This window comes from Nioella ostreopsis, assembly GCF_004000255.1.
In the GTDB taxonomy this organism is placed as follows: domain Bacteria; phylum Pseudomonadota; class Alphaproteobacteria; order Rhodobacterales; family Rhodobacteraceae; genus Nioella; species Nioella ostreopsis.
The window spans coordinates 1-20,931 of record NZ_RCIQ01000026.1 but is presented as its reverse complement, the minus strand read 5'-3'; the positions used below and the strand labels follow the sequence as shown (position 1 = coordinate 20,931).

Genomic DNA, 20,931 nt, shown 5'->3' with positions numbered 1-20,931 from the left:
TCGGTGCAGGCGGGCTGCGGCGAGTCTCTCTGAATAACAAATCCGTCCGAACAGACGATTCGCACCTGCCTTAACTGAGGCTTGCTTCTGTTATCAGAACAGTCTGGGTAACCGCTCGATCGCATCTGATTTGATGCGTACGCTGACATCGTCGCGATACGTTTGTTCATTTATCTCGCTGTGGGGCCTTTGATCCTGCCCCCGGTAGGCATGTCCGGTGATGTCGTATCTGGTCACGTCGAGGACATCGGGATCGTGCAGAAGGGTGTCATTAACATAGTGTCGCAAGCTATGCATGCAGAGCCATCGTGGATTCCCATTCAGTGCGATCTTCAGCGCCTTCCGCCACATGTCGTCGATGCTTTCGCCAAATTTTTCCACGCCCTTAGCGGTATCAGGGCTGAGGCCGCGTGCGCTGCCCGACCGCGGCTTCGGGACAACATCTGGGAATAGAAACGTTTCGCCCTTTGCCTGCATGCGCGCGGCATGTTCCATCAGACCGAGGTCCATCAGGTGCGAATGAATCGGAATGAACCGCGTGAGTTTCTTTCGCGGATCCGTTGTCCCTTCTTCCTCGCCTTTGAGCCCACGCCAGGCGTTAGACTGAATGATGATTGTCGGAATGCCCTCGATCCTCACGATATCAGAGGGCAGGAGGCCAGCGATCTCGCCTCGGCGTGCGCCTGTGTATGCGAGGATCAGGGGCACCCAATAGCGAGAGTCTTTCTTGATCATTTCGCCAGGATCATGCCGGCGGCCTGGGCTCTTGTGGCCTTGCCATAGCGGATGCCCAAACACAGTACGAACTTCATCGAGACGAAACACGGACCGACGTTTGTGATCGAGGACCCGACCACTTGTTTTCGGCCGCAGAGAAGCGAGTTCAGGCTTGAAGCGGAGGGCGTGTCCCTCGGAAACGGCGCGGCCCAAAAAAAGTTCAAGAGATTTCAGGTGACGTTTGACTGTTCCAGCAGCCAGCCCAACTTGATCTCGGCGCATGTTGGCCGCTATCTCCTTAACCTGGCCATAGCTACGCCGTTGATCATATACCGACCGAAGAAAGGTCTTCGGGATTTCCTTGAGAGCGTCCGCGTAACGCCGCAGGTGCCACTGCTCGACTTCATCGATCGTTTGAACGCCATTCACAAAACAGAAAAGACGCAGATCAGCGGCGCGCTGCTGCGCCACACCGTCGGATAGGCCCTCCTGTCGGGCATATCTCCAGAATATCCCGGCGATGTCGCGAGTGTAGCTTCCGCCCCCCGGTTCAGGTGCCGACTGGGCCGCTGCGAATTGTTTCATCAGTTCGCCTACCGTATATGTCCCATCAATCAAATCGACGCCGTGAGATATAGGCGCGAGTTGTTTGGTGAACTTAACAGGTGTGGTGATTGTGTCGGGTTCGGGTGTCAGTTGATTCGCCATGACGACCGGTTCGACTTGTTCAGAGTTTATTGACGTCAGCAGAGCATCAGCTTCCGACAGATAGGTTTCTTTTTGACGTTTAGTGATGCTGGATAGGGCTGCCAGCCTGACCTTTAGATCCGCCTCCCGTACTTGGGCGTGATGCTCCATGGAAGCGAGGGTCGCACCGGTGGTTTCGGTAAATCTTTTCACCATCGTCCGTCGGGCCTCCGGTGACATGATACGAGCATATTCGATTTGATAGATGCGAAGCACATGCTCCACCTGCGCCGGCGTCCAAGCCGGATCGATTCTATGTGGAGGGAATGTCGAGTGAACACCGTCTTCTAACAGGGTCAGCACAGCGAGCTTTTGGATGTCCCGAAGCCACGCACCGTCCTGAAGGCCGCGCCCTGTCATCCGCTCAATCCGGACCTTGCGATGAAATTCCGGCAGCACCTGACGCAGGCTGATGGCCACGTATTTCGAGACCACCTCTTCAGGGAGGGCAGGAGAGAGCAGGATCAGCGACGACATCATTCGGTCGAATTCCACAGTTATACGTCCCGTCAATATAGACGCTGAACGCTCATCTGTGGTGCCCAGAGGGATGACCACTGGTCCGAATTTTGGGGATAACCCCGGGATTCGTCTTCGAAAATAGAAGCGGTGTCCCTGACGATAAAGGTACTTGCCCTTTGTAGGGTGGTCTTGTGTCCGCATCGCGCCCTGCTTTCCGGGCGGTCCGACCTCGTGAGCCAGAGAACACAGGGGCGTTGTGACGGACGTGTGCAAGCTTTGTGCAACGCCTGTGAAAGAAAACACCCCATTCATCCAAAACTCGCCGAAGCTAAGTTTCGAAACCGTAGCTTTTCAACACCTTAGAGGTGATATGGCTCCGGCGGTAGGGATCGAACCTACGACCAATTGATTAACAGTCAACTGCTCTACCGCTGAGCTACGCCGGAACTGAGGGGGATATAGCAACCTCGTTTTCGGGCGTCCAGAGGGTTTGCGGGAAAAATTGAAGAAATCCTCATGCGGCGTGAAAGCGGGCGGATATGGCGAGTTTCGGATGCGGGGTGGCCAGATTTCTTTCAACAAGATCAATAAGATGTGCCAGGACGTTGCGTTCGGCGACAGGCACGAGGCGTGTGTCGAGATCCGCGTAGATGCGGGCTGTCAGTTCGGTGGGGGTGGCCGGGCCTGATTGCAGCGCCTCCAGAATCTGCGCTTCGCGTCCGGCCCGGTGATCCAGCAGATCCCGGCAGCGCAGGGCCGGATCCAGAACGGCCTCGCCATGGGCAGGGTAGTAGAGCCGGTCCGCGCGTGCGGCCAGACGGGTCAGCGAGCTGCGGAAGGCGGTGAGGTCGCCATCGGGGGGCGAGATCAGCGAGGTGGACCATCCCATGACCAGATCGCCGGAGAAGAGCGCTCCGTTCCAGGCGAAAGACAGGTGATTGGCCATGTGCCCCGGCGTGTGCAGCACCTCGATCTGCCAGCCATCGCCGGCAATCACCTCACCATCCGTGATCACGCGGTCGGGGGTGAACTCCCGGTCGACCCCTTCGCCTCCGCCGATCCCGCCCGCATCGGCCAGTTTCTGCATTGCAGGCGAGCGGCCCCAGTCACTGGGCCCTGCGGCCAGAACCGGCGCCCCGGTGACCTCGGACAGGGGGCGGGCGAGGGGGGAATGATCGAGATGCGAATGGGTGACGAGGATGTGGCTAATCCGCTGATCCGGCCCAAGGGCATCCAGGATCCCGTGCAGGTGGCTCTCGATCGCGGGGCCCGGATCGATCACCGCGATGTCCCGTTCCCCCACCAGAAAGGTGTTGGTGCCATGCAGGGTCATGGGCGAGGGGTTCGGGGCGGTGATCCGGCGCAGGCCGGGTTCCAGCAGGGTTGCCGTCATATCTCTTTCCTCTGCCCCGGTCGCGGGGTTAGATGGGGCCATGCAATGGGACTGGCTCAAACAATTCATGCCGCGGGGGCTCTATGGCCGGGCCGCGCTGATCCTCGTGGTGCCCATCGTGTCATTGCAGCTTGTCGTGTCGGTGGCCTTCCTGCAACGTCATTTCGAGGATGTCACCTGGCAACTGACCTCGGCGCTTGGGCACGACCTGCGGCTGGTGTCGGATCACTTGCAGGCGGACGGGGCCGAGGCCGCCATGGCGGTGGCGGCCCGGCTGGATCTGGCGCGAAGCGATGCGGCCATACCGGACTGGGTTTCCGAAACCGATGTATCGCGCCGTTGGTATGACCTTTCGGGGCGCGTCGTGATCTCGACCTTGCAGGGGATGGTGCCGGAAATCGTCTGGATCGACCTTGCGCGCAACGACCGGCGGGTCTTTCTGGCATTGGGGCGCGACCAGGACACGCTGATGCTGGAGATCGACCGGCGACGCGTGTCGGCCTCCAACCCGCATCAGCTGTTCGTCATCATGATCCTGACGGGGATTCTGATGACCGCCGTGGCCTTTGTCTTCCTGCGCAACCAGGTGAGGCCGATCCGGCGGCTGGCGCGGGTGGCAGAAGCCTTCGGCAAGGGAAGGGTCGCGCCCTACAAGCCCTCGGGCGCGCTGGAAGTGCGGGCCGCTGGCCGCGCCTTTCTGGAGATGCGGGCGCGGATCGAGCGGCAGATCGAGCAGCGGACCATGATGCTGTCGGGGGTCAGCCATGACCTGCGCACGCCGTTGACCCGGCTGAAACTGGGTCTGTCCTTGCTGGACTCCGGGCCGGAGACCGACGACCTGCTGCGCGATGTCGAAGAGATGGAATCTCTGCTGACCGCGTTTCTGGATTTCGCCCGGGCCGATGCGCTGGATGATCCGGAAAGCGTCGACATCCTGGCCCTTCTGCGCAAGGTCGTCGATGATGCGGTCCGCATGGGCGGACAGGTAGAGCTCGTGCTGCCTGAAGCGGTCCCAGAGGTCGCCCTGCGTCCCGGCGCGGTCAAACGTGCCCTGTCGAATCTTCTGGTCAATGCGCTGCGCTATGGCAGCCGCGCGCGGCTGACGCTGACGGTTCTGGATCGTGCGCTGCGGTTGACTGTCGAGGACGACGGGCCGGGCATTGCGCCTGAGGATCGGGACCGCGCCATTCGTCCCTTTGCCCGGCTGGACGAGGCGCGAAACCAGAACCGGGGAGGTGGCGTCGGGCTGGGACTGGCCATCGCCAATGACATCGCCCGCAGTCATGGTGGCACCATGCGCCTGTCGCGCTCCGAGGATATGGGCGGGCTGCGTGTCGATCTGGTGCTGGCGCGGTAAGGCGGAATTTTGGTAGGCCCGGCAGGACTTGAACCCGCAACCAAAGCGTTATGAGCGCTCTGCTCTAACCAATTGAGCTACAGGCCCGCCGAGGCGAGGAAATATCAGGATGAGGGGCGGGGTCAAGCCCGTCGCGAGGGCCGATCAGGCCCCCGCATCCGATCTTGGGCTTCGGTCAGGCGACTTTCGACGCACCGAGCAAACGCGCGATATGCACGGGCACCTGCCGGGCGCTCATGGCACGGGGGTAGGGCAGTTCTGCCATTTCCGGCACATCGCCATAGATTGCCTCGAATTCGGCGTAGTTGTCGAAGACCCGGCGGGAGACATTGTCGATGAAGGTCTCTGCCGGCGCGCCATTGGCGAGGATGATCTCATGCGCCTCGGTCTCGATATGGTAGACGGTGTAGGTCTCCCCCATCTCGGCCAGTGGCACCCGCGTGATCGTCGTCCCGTTCACCAAGGCCCCTGCATGGCAGATCACGCCATCCACCAGCATGCCGTGATCGGCGGTGACCGTCAGGTCGGAATGCGGAAGGCCGTTTCCAAGAGAACCGGTTGCAAAGCGCACAGGGGTCACACGTTCTGCCGGGAGGAACATAGTCTTGACGGTCTGGCGGCCGATCCATTTCACAGGCACGCGCCGTCCATCCTGCGTGACTATCAGGTCGCCGATTTCAAGGTTCTCGACAGCACGGTCCCCGGTTGCCGATGCGATCAGCGTGCCTGCAGCAAAGCAAAAGAGAAAACTGCTCGGTCCACTATTCACAAGCGCGCCATCGCTGGACGTCCAGTTGCTAAAGTCGTTGATCGCCGCAAGCCCGGCTGCGGGCGTCGCAAAGCTGCTAGGCCCGCTGTAGAACATGTTGTCAGCTAATGTGGTCTGATGCATCGCGCTAACGCCATCAACCAGACCGGTAGGAAGCACCGAAAGCGTGGTGCTGTCGAATGTCAGACTGGATTCCCAGTCAGAATTGTTAGCGTTTACGCCGGCAAGATAATTCGGGCTCGCTATACTGCCCGTGAAAGCGAACAGCTGATCTCCGCTGCCACCGTTCAGAGACACTGGATCATCTGCAACGACAACCGAACCATGTGAAACTGAAATCGTTTCCGAAGGTGTAAAAATTCCGTTGCTGGAAATCGTAACAACGGTTCCGGCGGGAACCCCGCCCGCGGGCGCGGTCCAGTCGAGAATTCCCTCCACAGACGATGCGCCAGGGTTGATTTGACCGGTGTCGCTACGCACGCCGGAGTCGGTGAAAGATATGACATCCCCTGCACTGATACTGGTCAGCGCAACGAATGAAAAGGATTCCGGACTGTCGGCGTAGTAGGATACGAAAGCGATGTCGCCCGCTGAAAGTGGCATGTTATTCCCCCAAAATAAAAGTGTCCGTCAAAAGGCAAAGCTATGCGAAATCAATCAAATCACGACCTCGACCCCACTTTACTGTAGACAGCAGACTGCCTCTGGGCAACTCCACAATGAAAACGGGCAATAGCGGGGACGACACGCTCAAGTGGTGTGTGCATTTTGGCCCGGCCTAAGGGCTCAAGATGCTTCGCAGTCGCCAAGTTTCACATCACACAGGGAAGCGCACCGCCGTGTTCGATTTGTCTGGCCTTGATTGCCGTCAAGCCACACATCTGGAGTCGAGCGTGCCACGGACTTTTTGCGGCACCTGCCGGGCGCTCATGGCGCGGGGGTAGGGCAGTTCTTCCATCTCCGGCACATCGCCATAGAGCGCCTCGAATTCGGCGAAATTGTCGAAGACCCGGCGGCTCACGTTGTCGATGAAGGTCTCGGCCGGGGCGCCATTGGCGAGGATGATTTCGTGGTTCTCGGCCTCAACGTGGTAGACGGTGTAGCTTTCGCCCAGCTCCTTCATCGGAACGCGGGTGATGGTGGTGCCGTTCACCAACGCGCCAGCATGGCAGATGATGCCAGACACGAGCATTCCGTGATCGGCGGTGACCGTCAGGTCGGTCACGGGTAATCCCTCGCCAAGCGACCCGGCTGCAAAGCGCACGGGCGCCACACGTTCAGCGGGTTTGAACATGGTCTTGACCGTCTGCCGCCCGATCCATTTCACGGCGACCTCTGCGCCATCAGCGTTCAGAACCGTGTCACCGATCGACAGGGTTTCGACGGCCACATCCCCGGTAGAGGTTGCAATGCCCGTGCCTTCGGCGAAGCAGGCAGTGAAATCGGATGTGTCAAGCGCCGAGGCAATGGAGGCATGGGTGGCGAAGTCGAGCAACCCCTGCGCGTGATCGGTCGCATTGTCATAAAGAACGGTATAATCATTCGACCCGGTTAGCAGGACCGGAAATTCCTTGCCGTTCACCGTGACAGTGCCTGCGAAGGTTCCGCTCCCGATAATTACGGTTGAACCATTTCCGGTGCCCCCGTCGTCCATCGCTTCCGACAGAACCCAAACATCCCCGTTATTGTCCGTGACAGTCCCCGGAAGCCAGTTGTCCGTTCTTCCGCCGGTATCGCCATAAATCGTTGAATGGGTTGCAACATATGCTGGCATTTGAAATCCTCGTTATTCCTGACTGTAACCGCTGAAGAAACCCCAAGCTGCCAATCGTGGTCGATTGTGGACCCAAAGGGTGATTTCCAGAATTCATATCTAGATTGTTTTTGTGTGTGGGTCCACAGGATTAAGCGGGGAAAAATATAATCAGGCAGGTGGTTGCTCTTATTGATTTACAGGGTTCATTACTGCTATCGCCGATGACAATCAAAATGCGGTCATCTTTAATCCAACCTTGACCTTTGCGGCAGTTTTCAGGTCAATAGGAGACTTGATCCGTTTGAAAGCCAGATATGACCATTGATCTGATCACAGCAACTCATGACACCTTTGAACCTTTCGTGGCTCAGAAATTCACCGTCACAACTTGCGAAGGTGACATTGAATTGCTGCTGGACAATGTGAAGATTTTTCATGGCTCGATGATACGCGATAATGAACTGGTCATTGATGGTGTGCTCTACCCCCCGCGCAAGGGGTTTGCCCTGACATGGGAAGGACCGCGTGACGCGCTGCTTCCATCGGGAATGCACTGTGTTGCGCATCCGGAGTTGGGACAGCTGGACCTGTTCATCAAGCCGTTCCGGCAGGATCACGACTGCATTCTCTACGAGACGGTGTTCAACTGATCCTCAGATCTCCCTGGGCCCGGTGTTCGGCATCCATTCCATCGCGACATGGTGGCCCGCGTCCGATACCGCGCGAAAGCCGTGACGGCGATAGAGATTGAGCGCCGGGCTGTGTTTTTCCACATGCAGACGCACCGGAACCTTGCCGCCATGGGCCTCGTTCATCAGGCTGCGCAGAAGATCGGTGCCGATCCCGCGCCCGCGCGCGTCCGGGATCAGCGAGAGCTCGATGATGCGCAGACAGTCATCCTGCCGGTCGAGGTAAAGCCGCCCGATATCGCGCCCGTCGATCTGGATGATCCGTCTGATCGCATTGGGGAATGCCCGCTGGTAATGCAGATCCTGCGCGGCAAACTGCCCTTGCAGGAAGTCCCGCCAGTCTGCTTCGGTCCAGCTGGTCTGCTGAAACTCCCAATCGCGCGTGGAGGCATAGAGATCAAAGAGAAAGGCCCGGTCCGCATCTTCGATCATGCGAAAGCCGATCTTGGCTCGCGTCAGCTGCATCAGGATTTCCCTTGTGATTTCAACGTTAAGGCCCGCCGCAATATGTGCGGCAGGCCATTTCCTAGGTGCTGCACAGCCTCAACTCAGGGTCAGTTCCAGCATGTCAGACCCGTCACGCGTGTGCACCGGGCCAAGGAACAGATCCGCGCCGCCCAGATGCATATGGCTGATGCGCCGGGTCATGTGGCCGGCCTCGACGAGAGGGGCCTTGTCGGGGCTGTCGAAGACAGCGCTCACCCCTTCGGCGCGCGGCAGATCGGCGGGCGCATCGGGGCCGAAGGGCCTCGCTACGACATCAATCAGGTGCAGAACGGTCACCGACCCGTCAGGTGAGGTGACCCGAAACCGATCGCCGACAAAGCGTTGCAGATCGGCTGCGGTTGCCGTTCTCCAGTCGACGGGGCCGGTTGCGGCAGGTTCAGGCGAGGGGTGGGCCAATGACGCAGATGGTAGGGCCGTCGCCGCAGCCGCCACGGCGGCCTGGCTTGCCAGATAGCCCCGGCGGCTGAGCTTGGTGTCAGATGTCATGGCATCCTCCTGGAAGAATGAAGAGCAGGGGGATGGTTGCCGCAGGGGCTCTGCAGCGACCACATTTTGATGGCCTAGCTTCGCGACGGGAAGATCCCCTGAAGCGCGATCTCGTAGTTCAACACAAGATAGGGCTGCAGATTGTTCACAGGGAGGTTGCCGCCGACATTGCTGGATCTGATGGCATTGGTGGCAAGCTGTGTGTCCTCAGCAGAATCTACGGCTGCATAGATATTCGTGAGGGACAACATATTGCCGGATGGGCTGGGAGAGCCGGGAGGATTCAATTCAGCGTGCAATGTCGGAGAATGGTTATGGGACGGGAGTTCCGCAACAGTCAGCGTATTTGTTTCAGATCCGCCACGTTGGCCCATCGTGCGCACACTCAAACCCGGCCCGTGCCCACGCCCCATGGCAACCCGGCCCCGCAAGTCGGGCAGCGCGAATGTAGTCCGGCCGTCGCCGCCATACATGGTGCCAAGCAAGGAAAACAGCGCAGAATTGGAGGATATTGGCAATAGCTGCCCGTCGCAAAACGCAAAACCTCGCTGCGCAAAGTCGTACCCAACCAGATAAATCTGACCCAAATATGGTTCTGCCATGATGCTTTCCTTATGGTTTGAGCCCAGGTCCGGGCAGTAAATTAGTCCCTCCGACAGGCGTCGCAGCTTTGTTTTGTCGGAACTGTTACTTATATCATCGGGACAGATGAAGAATTCTCTGGCCTGTTCATTTAGTCAAGACATTTATTAGTTCTGGCGGCTATCAAATAGTAATCCCTGTAAATCATTGCCGTCGAATTGGCACAAAAAAGAGGGCCTCAAAGGTCCTCTTTCACGAAAATGATTTTGAGATCAGGCTATTGCTTTTCGTGCGCAGTCTTGAAGCCTCACGCGAATCCGGGCGGGAACCTGCCTTGCGGACATGGCGCGCGGATAGGGCAGTTCGTTCATCTCGGGAACGTCGCCATAAAGTGACTCGAACTCCGCGAAGTTGTCGAAGCTCCGACGACTGCCATTGTCGATGAAGGTTTCAGCGGGGGTGCCATTGGCGAGGATGATTTCGTGGGCTTCTGTCTCGATGTGGTAGACGGTGTAGCTCTCGCCCATTTCCTTCAGAGGCACCTGAGTGATCGTACTGCCATTCACCAGCGCGCCGGCATGGCAGATGACGCTGTCGATCAGCATGCCGTGGTCAGCTGTTACCGTCAGATCTGCATGCGGCAGGCCATTGCCCAAAGACCCGACCGCAAACCGCACCGGCATCAGCCGGTCTGCGGGGCCGAAACGGGTGGACACCGTCTGGCGGCCGATCCATTTGACCGGCACGGCCAACCCCTCTGCCGTTGTCAGCTGATCGCCGATGCGCAGGTCTTCCACCGCGATCTCTCCGCTTGGGGTGCTGATCAGGGTTCCGGCCAGAAAACAGAAGACCGTCAGCGGAGTGACCGTGTAGGCGCCGCCCGGAAAATTGCCGGGACCAATCTCGGTGTCGTGGGGGACGTAGTATTCTCCGGATCCCGAAATCACGAACAGGGGGTACATCGTGCTGGACCCAATGGGGGTGATGCCGTAGCCCGAATACTGAGGTTGAGCGGAAGCATTGATATAGAGATAATCGCCGGTGTTGATGGATCCGCTGTCATCCACATCCCATTGAGTGACCCCGAAGACGTTTGCTGGCGAGGAGCCAATTGTCAGAGTGTTTCCGGAGATATTGCCGGTAAAGCGGACTGCGCCGATATGTGTCGTGGGTGTGGGCAAGAATGGCTGCTTCATTCCGGGCAACACAAGGGTCTGAACGTGGGAACATTCGCTCGACGTGGTCCATGAACCTTACCAAGGCGTCATGTTGTGGCAACCAGCGATTGACCCGGCCCCGCGTCACGCTGGCAATGGACTCGTCCCGTGGCCCCTGCTAGCAGGGCGCCAAGTTTGAAGGAGCGGGCCATGACGGACGAAAAACAAGGGCTGACCTACGCGCAGGCGGGTGTCGATATCGACGCGGGCAATGAGCTGGTGGAGCGGATCAAGCCCGCCGCCAAGGCCACCACGCGGCCCGGTGTGATGTCGGGGCTTGGCGGGTTCGGGGCGCTCTTCGATCTCAAGGCAGCGGGCTATGACGACCCGGTTCTTGTGGCCGCCACCGACGGGGTGGGCACCAAGCTGAAGATCGCCATCGACACCGGCGTTTTCGATACGATCGGGATCGACCTCGTCGCCATGTGCGTCAACGATCTGGTCTGTCAGGGGGCGGAGCCGCTCTTCTTCCTCGACTATTTCGCCACCGGCAAGCTGGACGTGGCCGACGCCGCCACCATCATCGAGGGCATTGCCGAGGGCTGCAAACGCTCGGGCTGTGCGCTGATCGGAGGCGAGACAGCCGAGATGCCGGGCATGTATGCGCCGGGGGATTTCGACCTTGCAGGCTTTGCCGTGGGCGCGATGGAACGGGGCGCATCCTTGCCCTCGAATGTGGAGCAGGGCGATGTCCTGCTCGGGCTTGGGTCCGACGGGGTCCATTCCAATGGCTATTCACTGGTGCGCCGGATCGTGGACCGGTCGGGCCTGGCCTGGGAGGCCGATGCGCCGTTCGGGGGCGAGAGCCTTGGCCGCGCATTGCTGGCCCCGACGCGGCTTTACGTGACGCAGGCACTGGCCGCCGTGCGGGCAGGGGGGGTGCATGCGCTGGCCCATATCACCGGCGGCGGGCTGACCGAGAACCTGCCGCGCGTGCTGCCCGAGGGGATGGGGGCCGAGATCGACCTTGGATCCTGGGCGCTGCCTCCGGTGTTCAAATGGCTGATGTCCGAGGGGGACCTGGACGAGGCCGAGATGCTGAAGACCTTCAATTCCGGCATTGGCATGGTGGTGGTTGTGGCCGCCGACCGGGCCGAGCCGCTGGCGGCGCTGCTGGAGGCCGAGGGCGAGACCGTCGCGCGGCTTGGGCATGTGGTTGCAGGCGAGGGCATCCGCTATAGCGGAACCCTGACGTGACGCGTCGGGTCGCGATCTTCATTTCGGGGGGCGGGTCAAACATGGTCTCGCTTGTCGAAAGCATGACGGGCGATCACCCCGCGCGGCCCTGTCTCGTGATCTCCAACCTGCCGGATGCGGGCGGGCTGGCCAAGGCCCGTGCCATGGATGTGCCCACAGCCGTTGTGGACCATCGGCCCTTCAAGGGCGACCGCGCCGCGTTCGAGACGGAACTGGCGCGGGTGGTCGATGCCGCGCAGCCCGATATCCTTTGCCTTGCGGGGTTCATGCGGGTGCTGACCGAGGGGTTCGTGGGCCGCTACAAGGGCAGAATGCTGAACATTCATCCCTCCTTGTTGCCCAAGTACCGGGGTCTTCACACCCATGCCCGCGTGCTGGAGGCCGGAGACGCGGAACATGGCTGCACCGTCCATGAGGTGACGCCGGAACTGGACGATGGCCCGATCCTCGGGCAGGCGCGGGTGCCGGTCTTGGCGGATGACACGCCCGAGACCCTCGCCGCGCGGGTGCTGGTGCAAGAGCATTTGCTTTATCCGGCGGTGCTGCGCCGGTTCGCAGCGGGAGACCGGACCCCGATCCTGCTGCCCTGAGCGGTTTCGCCGCGCATCGCGCGTCGACCCGGGAGCGGCCCTCCTCAACCCCCGGCTGACGCCGGAGGCATCGAAGGGTCGCGTTGCCACGGACTTCAGGTGATGCCGGTTTATCCAGTTGGGCGGTTGGACCGGTGGAGAGGGCAGGATGCCTCCGGCGGAGGTATTTGGCGCCAAGATGAAAGGGGTCTGAGCTCTTTTCATTCCCGGCTGGCTGGCCTATCACGGGCGGACCGGCGGATGTCCCGCTACAGCCAAGAAAAAGAAGGATGGCGCCCGTTTGCCCCAGACCCTGACCACGACCGACGCGCTGGCCGATTTCTGTGCCCGCGCCGCAAAAGTGCCTTACGTTACTGTCGACACCGAATTCCTGAGGGAGCGCACCTATTTCGCGCAGCTTTGCCTCGTGCAGCTGGCGCTGCCGGGCACGGATACGGCCGATGCGGTTCTGATCGACCCGCTGGCCGAGGGCATGTCGCTGGAGCCGCTTTACGAACTTTTCCGCAATGAAAGCGTGGTCAAGGTGTTCCATGCGGCGCGGCAGGACCTGGAGATCTTCCATGTCGACGGCGATGTGATGCCCGCGCCGCTATTCGATACGCAGGTTGCGGCCATGGTCTGCGGCTTTGGCGAACAGGTGGGATATGAGACGCTGGTGCGCCGGATCGCCAAGGCGAGCCTTGATAAGTCGAGCCGCTTCACCGATTGGTCGCGCCGCCCGCTGTCGGAGGCGCAGAAAACCTATGCTCTGGCCGATGTGACGCATCTGCGCCAGATCTACGAATACCTGTCGGGCGAGCTGGAGCGCACCGGGCGCACCGCGTGGATGGAAGAGGAACTGAAGGTTCTGACCAATCACGACGCCTATGTTGTGACGCCCGAAGATGCCTGGAAGCGGGTCAAGACGCGGACCAATTCAGGCAAGTTCCTGGCCGTTTTGAAGGAGCTGGCGGAGTTTCGCGAGACGACCGCGCAGACGCGCAATGTGCCGCGCAACCGGATCATGAAGGATGATGTTCTGCTGGAGCTGGCTTCGACCAAGCCGCGCAGCGCACAGGACCTTGGCAAGTCCCGGTTGCTGCAGCGCGAGGCGCGCAAGGGCGATATCGGTGACGGAATCCTCGAAGCCGTCAAGCGGGGCCTGGAGATGCCCGCCGATCGCCATCCGAAACCGGCGCATGCGCCGGACCGGTCGGCACTGAACCCGGCCTTGGCGGATCTGCTGCGGGTGCTGTTGAAGGCCAAGGCCGAAGAGGCCGGGGTGGCGCAGAAACTGATCGCCTCCAGTGCCGATCTCGACGATATCGCCTGCGGCGGTCGTGACGGGCTCTGGGCGCATGGCTGGCGGCTGGAGGTGTTCGGCAAGGACGCGATGCGGCTGTGCAACGGAGAGATTGCTCTTTCAGCCAAGGGTCAGCGGGTCAAGATCGTTGCACTGAGCTGATCCTGCCCGGCAAGTCCTTGAGGGCTGGCCGGTCTTGCGGGTCGTGGAACAGTCGGGGCCAGAAACCGGCCGCACCACGCTCAGGCGGGGCTATTAGCGCCGGCTGACGCTCCGGCGGTTCTGTTGCGCGATGACGACGATCTGGCGAATCCCTGCAAGGTCCTGCGTGGTCAGCGATGTGCCCGCGAGAATTTCGCGCGATCTCTGGGTGCCGACGCGGGTATTTGCATCGGCGGGGCGATAGACGCGGAATTCGAAGACGATCTCGCCGTCTTCGCGGCCCACCTCGACCAGATCGGCCTCCCAATAGCCCTGACGCGGGGGCAGGCCCATGGCGCGCACGATGGCCCCGCCGGGCAGGGGGTCGACGCTGAGGCTGATCACCTCGGTCACCAGTTGGCGGTCATCCACCGGGGCGGCGACGGTTTCACTGATCTGCACCCGTTCTTCGCGATCACGGCCGAACCAGTTCATCGGGTTCAGACGGGACGCACAGCCGGTCAGGCCAAGCACCACCACAAGAAGGGCCATCAGAAAGCGAGGGGTCATCGGTTGTCTCCGCCTGTCATCTGCTCTTGCCTAGCGCATTGAGGACAGGTTGAAAAGCGCCTCTGGACCTTTGGGACGCATCGCCCTAGGTCTGTGGCGGGTAGAAGACGGAGACACGCATGGCCACCGAAGCGTTCGAAGAGATTGCCGACACGTTCGAGTTTCTCGACGATTGGGAAGAGCGCTATCGCCATGTGATCGAACTGGGCAAGGCGATGGACCCGCTGGAAGATGCGTTCCGGGTGCCTGCCACCAAGGTCGATGGCTGCGCCAGCCAGGTCTGGATTCTGCCCGAGATCGAGGGCGAGGGGCCCGGCGCGCTGTTCCGGTTCAGGGGCGACAGCGACGCGATGATCGTGCGCGGGCTGATTGCGGTGCTGCATGCGCTTTATTCGGGGTTGAGCGTGGCCGAGGTGCTGAAGGTCGATGCAGGTGGCGAGCTGGCGCGGCTTGGGTTGAACGATCACCTGTCGTCGCAACGCTCGAACGGGTTGCGCGCGATGGTGGAGCGGATTCGCCTGCTGGCCGGTCAGACCGCCGCATTGGGCTAGGCGCGACCAAGGCGCTTGCAAGCGCCTTTGAAGAAACCGCTTTCAAAGCGGTTCCCCGCGCCCGGCCTCACCGCTCCGCGACAGTTTTCAGCTCTGTGGCCAAATCGCCGTAGCCGGTGACTCGGTGCACGAATTCCAACTTCAAGAACGCCGCGCAAGCCTTTGCCTTTTCAAGAAGATCCGGGTTTTCCGTCTGCGCCTGATAGATCAGTTTCGTATAGTTTCCGAAATACATGTTCCGCAGCTCCGGGTGGCGATCCAGCCCCAGGGGTCTGGTCACGAAGGCATCGAACTGGCGAACGAGGAAATCGGTGACATAGAAGGCGGTGATCTCGTCTTCAGCGCGGTCTGCAAAGGCCAGATTGCCCTCGAAAAAGGAATAGCAATGCGGTCCTTGCAGCATCTGGACCCCGAGCGCATCGCAGCGCGCTTTCAGCAGACCTCCAGTGCCGCAATCGGCATAGACGACAAAGATGTCCTCATATTGCGCGCGGTATCTCGTGACGGCGGTGTCCACCGCATCCGGGATACGTTCGGGGCTGTTGTGCAGGATGGCGGGCAGGCAGTGCAGGTCCAGATGCGTCCAGCCATTGAGGCGTTTCAGCGCCACGATTTCATGGGCCAGTGCCCCGCAGGCCAGCAGCAGAATCTTGCCTTTGCCCTCCGCGGCCAGTCCCGCGCGGGTCAGGGTGTTGTCCTCCAGCGGCGCTCCGGGGGCAAGCGGTTCGGCCTTGTCGGTCTCGCTGCGGGAACGGCGCATGAGTCAGTCCTGTGCAGGGGTGAGGGAATCGTGGCTCATGGGCTGACTATAGGTTGTCCGCGCCCCGTCCTCATGGGCCAGCGCGACGCGGTGCGGACCGGGCGCGACGTGGGCGGGTCTGGATGATCGCAAGCCCCGTCAGGATGATCGCGGCCCCGATCCAGTCCGCTATTGCGGGGCGTTCACCCAACATCACCCAGGCCACGCTCAGCCCCACGACCGGAATCAGCAGGGCAAACGGGGTGACGGCAGAGGCGGGGTGCCGCGCCAGCAAGGCGCCCCAGAGCGAATAGCCTAGAACCGTCGAGGCAATGGCCACGTAGAAGACTGCCAACCAGCCCTGTGCGGTCATTGCCGCAAGGGTGGCAAAGGGCGTGGGGGACTCGATAGTCATGGACAGGGCCAGCATCGGCAAGGGGGGCACAAGGCTCGCCCAGACAAACAGCGCCAGCGTGTTCACCGGCCCCATCCGCCGCAGCACCAGATTGCCGAGCGCCCAACACAGCGCCCCCATCAGGATCAGCCCGAGGCCGGTCAGGGTCACGCTGCCCCCGACTGAAAGCGCGAAGACCCCAAGGCCTGCCACCGCCACAAGCAGCCCGGCCACCTGCAGGGGGCGGATGCGTTCCCCGAATACCAGGAACGACAGCAGGATCGTCAGCGGCACCTGCGTCTGGATCAGGAGCGAGGCCAGCCCCGCCGAGGCACCCGCCGCAAGGGCCGCGAACAGAAAGGCGAACTGGCCCATATTGATCAATGCGCCCACGGCGATGATCTTCCACCACGGCACTTTCGGGCGTTTCAGCACGACCAGCAGAGGCAGAAGGATCGCGAAGCGCAGGCCGACGAAGAGGAACGGCGGCAGGTCCTCCAAGGCCAGTTTCATCGCGGTGAAGTTGCTGCCCCAGGCCAGAACGACCAGCCCGATGAGGATCAGATCACGCAGGGGCATGGGGGCGGATGTCCTGCCGACCGTCGGGGGTCAGCAGCCAGACCTGACGTGCCTCGATGACCACCGCGGACAGGGGGCCGCCATAGGCCGCGCCCGTGTCGATGGCCAACCGGTTGCCGTGATGCTCGACCCGATCCACCGGGGTGTGCCCGTGGACGACAAGCGGGCCGTGGTCTCGGGGATCGTCCAGAAATTCGTGACGGATCCACAACAGATCGCTTGGCTCCTGCTGCGCCATTGGAACGCCGGGGCGGATACCGGCATGCACCAGAAGGCAATCGCCATGGCGGGCCGACAGGGGCAGGGCGCTCAGGAAGTCCCGATGCGCCTTCGGCACGGCGCGCAATGCCTCTTCGTGCAGCCGGTCTTCGGGCAGGTCGGGGTCCAGCCCGTAGCTTGCCAGCGTGTCCCGCCCGCCAAGCCGTGGATGCAGCCAGGTCAGATCGGCCCTGAGACGCGGGTCAACGCGTGGCGGGCTGTCGAGGAACAGCGCGAACATGTTGTCGTGATTGCCCTTCAGCACCGTCACGCGCGGGTCGCGCGCCGTCAGGTCCATCAGTGCCTGAACCACGCCGCGGCTGTCCGGCCCCCGGTCCACCAGATCGCCGATCTGCACCACCGGCGCGGCGTAATCGCCCGTCCGGGCACGGTCGGCCTCGATCCGGTCCAGCGCCTGTTGCAGCAGGTCCGGATGGCCGTGAACATCTCCGATAGCATAGAGTCGCATGGGACTGAGTTGCACCGACTTGGCCATCCGATGCAAGCGAATGAACGGATTCCGACAGCAAGGCCGCGCAGGGGCAGCAGACCGCTGCCGCCACGCGGAACGCGCTCAGGCGGCCTGCGTACAGCCGAGTTTCGCCCGGATTACGCCCGGCACCTGCCTTGCGCTCATCGCGCGAGGGTAGGGCAGTTCCTCCATTTCGGGCACATCGCCATAGAGCGCCTTGAACTCGGCGTAATTGTCGAAGGCGCGGCGGGAGACATTGTCGATAAAGGTCTCGGCAGGGGCGCCGTTGGCGAGGATGATCTCGTGCTCTTCTGTCTCGATGTGGTAGACCGTGTAGGTCTCGCCCATCTCAGCGAGAGGCACGCGGGTTATGCTGGTTCCGTTCAATAGCGCGCCCGCGTGGCAGATCACCCCATCCACAAGCATCCCATGATCCGCCGTAACGGTCAGGTCAGTCTGCGGCAGGCCACTCCCAAGCGACCCGGAGGCGAAGCGTACCGGCATCAGTCGCTCGGCGGGGCCAAACCGGGTGGAAACCGTTTGGTATCCGATCCATTTGATCGGAACGCAGCGGCCGTCAAACGTGAGGATTGAATCTCCGATGCACAGCTCCTCTACCGCGACGGAGCCAATTGGCGTGGCAATCCTGGTGCCGCTGAGGAAGCAGAACGGATAATCCGAGCTGTCAAGATTCAGGGATGCGACCGTCGGAAAGGCGTCGGACAGACTCGAGCCAAAAACCACAGTTTGATCATAGGCAAAGCCCCCATTGTTGACCAGTCGGAATACGGGATATTGCTGCCCTTCGAATGTCACGGTTCCCTGATAGGTCGCGAGCCGGTGGACATAGCCATACTGGATGACGTCAATCGGCTCGGTCGTGTCAAAGACCGAGTTCGGCGCGGTCGTCTCACGGAAGATGGTATCGGTATCGACGGTGCCCGATCCTGCAAACGCGCCCGAGGGACCGTCATAGGCGATGAACTGGGTTCCGGTTGGGAAGAAGAGATCTGCCATGGCACCACCTTATGTCACAGGTCAGAAACGGACGTGGCCAACCGCCATGCTTGGCGCAGGCCGCAGCGCAGGGAGACCTGCGCCGCGAGATAATGCCATATTATATTATTTGATTCGTCAATTAAAAGCGCCCGCACGCGACAGCTTGGCCAAAGTAAGAGCCAGGCCGCAGTTTCAACTGTTGTAAGGCGCTGGTGCCAGCAGCATGCGTGGCCCGGGGGGGGGGCTGCGGTAACTGGTCATATCCGGCCACCCAGAGTGCGGAATATCATGCGGCTTGAGCGGCTGAAAGCTTTCGGCTGATCCGCTCCGGCACCTGTCTGGCACTCATGGCGCGGGGGAAGGGCAGTTCTTCCATCTCGGGCACATCACCGTAGAGAGTTTCGAACTCGGTGTAGTTGTCGAACACGCGGCGCGAGACATTGTCGATGAAGGTCTCGGCAGGCGCGCCGTTGGCGAGGATGATCTCGTGCGCTTCTGTCTCGACGTGATAGACGGTGTAGGACTCACCCATCTCAGCGAGAGGCACCCGCGCGATGGTCGTCCCATTCACGAGCGCCCCCGCGTGGCAGATGATGTCCTCCACCAGCATCCCGTGGTCGGCGGTCACCGTCAGATCCGTCTGCGGCAGGCCCACACCCAAAGACCCCGCCGCAAACCGCACCGGCATCAGGCGTTCCGCGGGGCCGAAGCGGGTCATCACGGTCTGCCGCCCGATCCATCGTGCTGTGCAGGTGCCCCCCGTAGCGGTTCGAAGCTGCGCCCCGATGGCAAGGTCTTCCACCCGAACCGGGCCGTCTGCCGTCATGATCTCGGTTCCGGCGAGGAAACAGGTCAGTGCGGTGGTCCCGAGGGTCTGCGTGCTCGGGTCGTCAAAAAAGGCTTCCAGATCGTTCAGGACGGGGCCCGGCGCGGTGTCGAAGACCACGAAATAGCCGTCGGGGACGGTCGCTGTCGGCTCCAGCCGGAAAACGTAGCCGGTCAGGCCGTCAAAGGTGCCCGTCCCGGAATAGCGCATTGCGCCGTCCCAGTCGAAGGGAGAGCCCGCGAACTCATCGTAGACATCGGGGGCCATGCCGGAAAGCGTGACCAGATCCCCAACGTCGATGGAGCCGTCATCGACACTGGCCGTGATGGTCGGGATATTCGGCCCCGTGGCGTAGCCATCGACAGAGCCCCTGTCGTTGACCCAGGCGTAGCCGTCGAATACGAAAGATGTTGGCATGGTTTCCCCCATTCAGACTTGCGCCCCGTTCCCGCCATGGCTGCGCGAACGGGGGGCTACAGGCCCTCACACTGCCGGGCGGAACCTCCGGTCGATTGCGTCGGGCCGCGGCCGTCTGCCATGTGATCCGCCGCGCAGAAACCCTGCCTGCACGGCGTGATTGCGATCAGGCCGCCTGCCCGGCGGACAGCGCGCGTCTGATCCAGCCCGGCACCTGTCGGGCACTCATGGCGCGGGGGTAGGGCAACTCCTCCATCTCCGGCACGTCGCCATAGAGCGTCTCGAACTCGGCGTAATTGTCGAAGGCGCGGCGGGAGACGTTGTCGATGAAGGTCTCGGCGGGCGCCCCGTTGGCGAGGATGATCTCGTGTTCCTCGGTTTCGATGTGGTAGACGGTGTATTTCTGGCCCATTTCAGCCAGAGGCACGCGGGTGATCGTCGTGCCATTTACCAGCGCGCCCGCATGACAGATCACCCCATCGACCAGCATCCCATGATCGGCTGTGACCGTCAGGTCGGAATGCGGCACACCCGCACCCAGAGACCCGGCAGCGAACCGCACCGGCATAAGCCGCTCGGCAGGGCCGAAACGGGTGGAGACGGTCTGACGACCGATCCAGTTGACTGACACCACACCCGTTGCCGACATGATCCTGTCACCGACCCCAAGCGTTTCGACCGGCCGTTCCCCATCTAGCGTGGCAATTAGCGATCCGGCCAGGAAACAGGTGATATAGCTTTCCGGCGTGATCGACAGCGTCGTACTCGGGGCGGTCGAGGGCCCCTGCAAGAAAACCGTGACATAGCCATCGTAGATTGAGACCCCCGGGGCATCATATTCGAAGGCCGGGGCGGTAATCCCGTCCACTTCCACGGTGCCCAGATAGGTGTATTGGCCCAGATCGTTGGTGAAAACGTCGCCGACTTCAAACGACGTATCTGCATCTCCGTCATCGAGCAGCCAGCGGGACGCAGGTGCCGAAAGGGTTCCCGCACCCGCCAGATTACCGCTTTGATTGTAGTCCACGTAGTGAGTCGCCTGCCATGTAGCCATGATGATACCCCGATATCACAATCCCCAATTCCCGAACAAAGCATGACGCATCCGAACTTCTGGATCAAATGTGTTGCGCACTCGACGCGGAAGCTGAGCCACCCTGCTCACGCTACCGTTAAGCCACCGCCTTCTCCGCCAACCGTGCCCTTATTCGCCCCGGCACCTGCCGGGCGCTCA

Annotated in this window: 21 protein-coding genes and 2 tRNA genes; 6 read left to right on the top strand and 17 right to left on the bottom strand. The window is 61.4% G+C overall.

Going from position 1 to position 20,931, the window contains the following annotated elements:
• Positions 1-93: 93 nt before the first annotated feature.
• The 3 genes from EP237_RS19655 to EP237_RS19645 all read right to left on the bottom strand — a co-directional run bounded on the left by EP237_RS19655 (position 94) and on the right by EP237_RS19645 (position 3,319).
• On the bottom strand, positions 94-1,941 hold the full coding sequence (locus EP237_RS19655; protein WP_127562588.1) for a site-specific integrase: 1,848 nt from the start codon (positions 1,939-1,941) through the stop codon (positions 94-96).
• A 356-nt stretch (positions 1,942-2,297) separates the two neighbouring features.
• Positions 2,298-2,372 (bottom strand) — tRNA-Asn (locus EP237_RS19650).
• Between the two features lie 68 nt (positions 2,373-2,440).
• Entirely contained in the window at positions 2,441-3,319 is an 879-nt protein-coding gene (locus tag EP237_RS19645) for an MBL fold metallo-hydrolase (RefSeq protein WP_127562587.1), read from the bottom strand.
• Between the two features lie 40 nt (positions 3,320-3,359).
• On the opposite strand from EP237_RS19645, the gene EP237_RS19640 reads away from it, so the two are divergent.
• Positions 3,360-4,676: an ATP-binding protein gene (locus tag EP237_RS19640; protein ID WP_127562586.1), complete on the top strand. Its 1,317-nt coding sequence runs from the start codon at positions 3,360-3,362 to the stop codon at positions 4,674-4,676.
• Between the two features lie 10 nt (positions 4,677-4,686).
• On the opposite strand, the gene EP237_RS19635 is transcribed toward EP237_RS19640, so the two are convergent.
• The 3 genes from EP237_RS19635 to EP237_RS19625 all read right to left on the bottom strand — a co-directional run bounded on the left by EP237_RS19635 (position 4,687) and on the right by EP237_RS19625 (position 7,219).
• Positions 4,687-4,763 (bottom strand) — tRNA-Ile (locus EP237_RS19635).
• Positions 4,764-4,851: 88 nt separating this feature from the next.
• On the bottom strand, positions 4,852-6,048 hold the full coding sequence (locus EP237_RS19630; RefSeq protein ID WP_127562585.1) for a Hint domain-containing protein: 1,197 nt from the start codon (positions 6,046-6,048) through the stop codon (positions 4,852-4,854).
• 265 nt (positions 6,049-6,313) lie between these two features.
• Positions 6,314-7,219, bottom strand: coding sequence for a Hint domain-containing protein (locus EP237_RS19625; protein WP_127562584.1), 906 nt, complete (start codon positions 7,217-7,219; stop codon positions 6,314-6,316).
• Between the two features lie 296 nt (positions 7,220-7,515).
• Between EP237_RS19625 and EP237_RS19620 the strand changes: the two genes are divergently transcribed.
• Positions 7,516-7,851: a DUF6916 family protein gene (locus EP237_RS19620; RefSeq protein WP_127562583.1), complete on the top strand. Its 336-nt coding sequence runs from the start codon at positions 7,516-7,518 to the stop codon at positions 7,849-7,851.
• 3 nt (positions 7,852-7,854) lie between these two features.
• On the opposite strand, the gene EP237_RS19615 is transcribed toward EP237_RS19620, so the two are convergent.
• The 4 genes from EP237_RS19615 to EP237_RS19600 all read right to left on the bottom strand — a co-directional run bounded on the left by EP237_RS19615 (position 7,855) and on the right by EP237_RS19600 (position 10,661).
• On the bottom strand, positions 7,855-8,355 hold the full coding sequence (locus EP237_RS19615; protein ID WP_127562582.1) for a GNAT family N-acetyltransferase: 501 nt from the start codon (positions 8,353-8,355) through the stop codon (positions 7,855-7,857).
• A gap of 78 nt (positions 8,356-8,433) precedes the next feature.
• Entirely contained in the window at positions 8,434-8,883 is a 450-nt protein-coding gene (locus EP237_RS19610) for a DUF6916 family protein (RefSeq protein WP_127562581.1), read from the bottom strand.
• A 74-nt stretch (positions 8,884-8,957) separates the two neighbouring features.
• Positions 8,958-9,485, bottom strand: coding sequence for a phage tail protein (locus EP237_RS19605; protein ID WP_127562580.1), 528 nt, complete (start codon positions 9,483-9,485; stop codon positions 8,958-8,960).
• Between the two features lie 252 nt (positions 9,486-9,737).
• Entirely contained in the window at positions 9,738-10,661 is a 924-nt protein-coding gene (locus tag EP237_RS19600; protein ID WP_127562579.1) for a Hint domain-containing protein, read from the bottom strand.
• A 171-nt stretch (positions 10,662-10,832) separates the two neighbouring features.
• Here EP237_RS19600 and purM point away from each other — a divergent pair, with 171 nt between their 5' ends.
• The 3 genes from purM (at position 10,833) to rnd (ending at position 13,913) form a co-directional block, all read left to right on the top strand.
• A complete protein-coding gene (purM, locus tag EP237_RS19595; RefSeq protein WP_127562578.1) occupies positions 10,833-11,879 on the top strand; it encodes a phosphoribosylformylglycinamidine cyclo-ligase in 1,047 nt (348 codons plus the stop codon).
• On the top strand, positions 11,876-12,469 hold the full coding sequence (purN, locus tag EP237_RS19590; RefSeq protein ID WP_127562577.1) for a phosphoribosylglycinamide formyltransferase: 594 nt from the start codon (positions 11,876-11,878) through the stop codon (positions 12,467-12,469). The genes purM and purN overlap by 4 nt, the downstream gene beginning before the upstream one ends.
• 280 nt (positions 12,470-12,749) lie before the next feature.
• Positions 12,750-13,913 carry a ribonuclease D gene (gene rnd, locus EP237_RS19585; RefSeq protein ID WP_127562576.1) on the top strand — a complete coding sequence of 388 codons (1,164 nt, stop codon included), beginning with the start codon at positions 12,750-12,752 and terminating at the stop codon, positions 13,911-13,913.
• 93 nt (positions 13,914-14,006) lie between these two features.
• Here the strand turns inward: rnd and EP237_RS19580 are convergent, their stop codons facing one another.
• Positions 14,007-14,462, bottom strand: a complete 456-nt coding sequence (locus tag EP237_RS19580) for a hypothetical protein (RefSeq protein WP_127562575.1) — start codon at positions 14,460-14,462, stop codon at positions 14,007-14,009.
• Positions 14,463-14,581: 119 nt separating this feature from the next.
• On the opposite strand from EP237_RS19580, the gene EP237_RS19575 reads away from it, so the two are divergent.
• Entirely contained in the window at positions 14,582-15,013 is a 432-nt protein-coding gene (locus EP237_RS19575) for a SufE family protein (RefSeq protein ID WP_127562574.1), read from the top strand.
• A 67-nt stretch (positions 15,014-15,080) separates the two neighbouring features.
• On the opposite strand, the gene EP237_RS19570 is transcribed toward EP237_RS19575, so the two are convergent.
• From EP237_RS19570 to EP237_RS19545, 6 genes are all read right to left on the bottom strand, one after another.
• Positions 15,081-15,773 carry a DUF1638 domain-containing protein gene (locus tag EP237_RS19570; RefSeq protein ID WP_127562573.1) on the bottom strand — a complete coding sequence of 231 codons (693 nt, stop codon included), beginning with the start codon at positions 15,771-15,773 and terminating at the stop codon, positions 15,081-15,083.
• 70 nt (positions 15,774-15,843) lie between these two features.
• The gene (locus EP237_RS19565; RefSeq protein WP_127562572.1) at positions 15,844-16,725 is read right to left on the bottom strand and encodes an EamA family transporter; all 882 of its coding nucleotides are present in this window, start codon (positions 16,723-16,725) and stop codon (positions 15,844-15,846) included.
• Positions 16,712-17,452, bottom strand: a complete 741-nt coding sequence (locus tag EP237_RS19560) for a metallophosphoesterase family protein (protein ID WP_127562571.1) — start codon at positions 17,450-17,452, stop codon at positions 16,712-16,714. The genes EP237_RS19565 and EP237_RS19560 overlap by 14 nt, the downstream gene beginning before the upstream one ends.
• Positions 17,453-17,557: 105 nt before the next feature.
• Complete coding sequence (locus tag EP237_RS19555; RefSeq protein WP_127562570.1) at positions 17,558-18,472, bottom strand: Hint domain-containing protein; 915 nt, start codon at positions 18,470-18,472, stop codon at positions 17,558-17,560.
• A gap of 268 nt (positions 18,473-18,740) precedes the next feature.
• Positions 18,741-19,697: a Hint domain-containing protein gene (locus EP237_RS19550; protein WP_164744773.1), complete on the bottom strand. Its 957-nt coding sequence runs from the start codon at positions 19,695-19,697 to the stop codon at positions 18,741-18,743.
• Positions 19,698-19,863: 166 nt separating this feature from the next.
• On the bottom strand, positions 19,864-20,751 hold the full coding sequence (locus EP237_RS19545) for a Hint domain-containing protein (RefSeq protein WP_127562568.1): 888 nt from the start codon (positions 20,749-20,751) through the stop codon (positions 19,864-19,866).
• Positions 20,752-20,931: the final 180 nt, after the last annotated feature.